Here is a 2,906-nt window from a genome sequence, read left to right as displayed (position 1 = left end):
CGGGACATTGAGCAAGAACCTGCTCTGCGCCGACCAGCCGCCGACGGTGTCGGCGAAGATCGCCGCCACGGCCATCGCCGGTGTGACCGCATGCGAGTGGGCGCTGGTGATCAGCCGCTGCCTGGCCTGCGGTCCCAGCCGGTGCTGATAACGGACGGTGCGTTGCGATACGCGGTCGCGGGCTGCCACCACCGGAAGTTGTGGTCCGCCGGGCAGCTCGGGCAGCCGCCGCTGCCACCAGCGGCGGTCTCGCTCGCGCGCGGCATCGTCGTCGCGGCGCTCGGTTCGGTATCGCCGGTAGCTGTAGCCGCACTGCGGCAACGTCGCTCCCCGGTACAGGTCGGCCAGATCGGCGACCAGCACCCGGTAGCTCATCGCGTCGGCGGCCAGCATGTCGACGTCGAGATGCAGCCGGGTTCTCTGCTGGGAGTCCTCGCGGTAGCGGGTGAGCGTGACGTCGATGACCTGTCCGTCTTCGACTTTCAGGCGCTGGTGGGTTTTGGTGTCGCGCAACCGCGCCAGGGTTGACTCGACCGCCTTCTTCGGCTGCCCGCGCAGGTCCACCACGGCGAACACCGGCCGCCGTGGTGCGGGCAGCCGTTGTTGGGTGCCGTCGGGAAGGAACCGGGTGCGCAGCATCGCATGGGCATCGACGAGATTCGACACCGCTTGTTCGAGTCGGTTCGGATCGACTGGGCCGCCGTCGAATTCGGCGTAGAGATGTGCTGCCACGCCGCCGAGTTCTTGTTCAGCGGATCGGCCGATCCAGTAGGCGTGCTGCATGGGGGCCAGCGGGAACGGTGCGTCCTCACTGGCCGCGCCTCCGGTCGGGGCCGTCGAGTACACCTGTGCCGCCGCGCTGCCCGGCGCCGCCGCGCTGAGTAGGCCGTGCCAAGCGCCGATGGTGGGCTCGGCGGCCAGTTGAGCGAAGGTGATGTCGGCGCCCTGTTTTCGCCAGCCGCCGGCCAGCGCGATGATGCGGATCGAGTTGAGGCCCAGCTGGATCAGGTCGTCGTCGTCGGCGATGTCGCCGGCGGCACAACCCAGCTGAGCCGCCACCGTCTGCCGGAGTTCGTTCGTGCCGATCCACTCACCCATGGCGCGACCGGTCTGCTGCGTCCAGGCACACCGCCAGCGCCACGACCCCGCGCTGCCAGAGATCAACGAAGTCAGCGATGTCGGACGCGGTGAACAGCGCATCGCTCCAGCGCACGTTGGTGACCAGTTGGGTGCCATGCTCGGTGCTGCCCACCAGTGCACCGATCTGCAGGGCGAACCGCAGCGGCAGATCCGGCTCGGGGTCGTGCGGCAGCGCATCCAGGTAGCCGCCGGTGACCAGCGACCACGGTTGACCGGTGAAACCACCCAGATCCAGCCGGCCCAGATAGCTGAACATGATCTGCGGGTCGGCCCGCAGTCCCGGGTCGCCCCTGACGTAGCGCAGCAGGCCGTAATCCAGGCCCCCGTACGGGATCGCGTTCAGCTCGGCCGTCACGCAGTCCAGCAGCAGCCGCGCGGCGGCCGGGTCGTTCTCCGCCTGGTCGACGTCGATCGCGGCACCCGCCGCGAGGCGCACCGGGAACACGGTGTTGAACCAGCCCACGGTGTTGGTGGTGTCGGTGTCGAGAAGGTCGTCGGCGCGGCCGTGGCCCTCCAGGGCGACCAGGGTTCCCGCGGTCGGGTCTTGTGCCCGGGCCCGCCGCCAGCCGGCAACCGTCATCGCGGTTACCGTCAGCAGGAATTCGCGCATGCCGGCGCCCTCCTCGAGGCGGGCCAGCAGGCGCTCGGTCACCTCGACCGGGGTGGTCGCCGCGGTGACGCGCAGGCTCGACCAGGTGTCGGCCTTCGGGTCGGGGTACCGTGCGCCCAGCGCCGGGTCGTGGCCGCGGAGCTGCGCCGCCCAGTAGTCGCGCTCAGCCGCCACCTGCGCTGTCGCGGCCCGCTGCCACAACAGTTCCGACCACCGCCGGTACCCGGTGAACTCGGGCAGCAGTCGCGGTGGGGCATCCGATTTCACCGCACGCCACGCCTCGGCGACGTCGCCGAGCATGATGTGCCAGGACACCACGTCGACCACCAGGTGGTGCGCAGCGATCAGCAGCACGTGGCCGCGTTCGCCCCCATCCAGCCAGATCGCCCGCAGCATCGCGCCCCGGTGCGGGTCGATCGCGTCGTTGACGGTGCGCGCGCACCGCATGATGGCCGAGGTGAATTCCGGGTCAGCCGGTGCCGGTGTCGGCACCAGGGTCAGCACGTCGGCGGCGCGGACGACACCGGGTTCTCGCGTCACCAGGCGCGGCCCTTCGGGCGTGTCGACCAGGGTGGAACGCAAGGTGTCGTGTCGGTCGATCAGCAGTTGCAGCACCGACTCGACCGACGATTGATCGGCGTCGTCGGGCAACTGGAGCAGAACCGTGTGGGTGAACCGGCGGTAGTTGCCGTACTCGAACAGCCAGGATGCCACCGGAAGTGGTGACACTTCGCCGTAATCCGCGCAGACCTCGCTGTCCTGTGAGCCGGCGGCGCACTCGACGGCGGCGGCGAGTCTGCGGATGGTCGGCGAGGTGACCACCATCCGCGGGCTGACGGCCAGGCCCCGGCGACGCGCCCGGTGCGCCACCGAGATGGCCACAATGCTGTCCACGCCGAGCGCGAAGAAGTCGGCGTCGATCTGCGGCGTCACGCCGTTGAACTGCTCGGCGAACACTTCGCTGAGCACCCGTTCGGTGTCGGTGACGGCAGTGCCGGCAGTGCCGGCGGCGGGCCCAGCGGTCGGTATCAGTGCGTCTTCGGCCAGCCGGCCCAGCGCCTCGGCATCCAGTTTTCCGTTGGCGGTCACCGGCAGGCAGGCCAGCGCGACGATCCGGGCGGGAACCAGGTACGCGGGCAGCACTTCGGTCAGCGCG

2 protein-coding genes are annotated in these 2,906 nt (G+C 70.1%); both read right to left on the bottom strand.

Annotation, left to right across the window (positions count from 1 at the left end):
* Positions 1-1,098, bottom strand: a 1,098-nt coding sequence (locus tag AC2VNT_RS04465) for a condensation domain-containing protein (protein WP_486945704.1), incomplete at its 3' end; no start/stop codon positions are given.
* The coding region (locus tag AC2VNT_RS04460; RefSeq protein ID WP_486945703.1) for a condensation domain-containing protein at positions 1,091-2,906 on the bottom strand (1,816 nt) is incomplete at its 5' end. The genes AC2VNT_RS04460 and AC2VNT_RS04465, both read right to left, overlap by 8 nt.

This window comes from Mycobacterium sp. TH-M15, from assembly GCF_057473705.1.
This window is presented reverse-complemented; position numbering and strand designations above follow the sequence as displayed.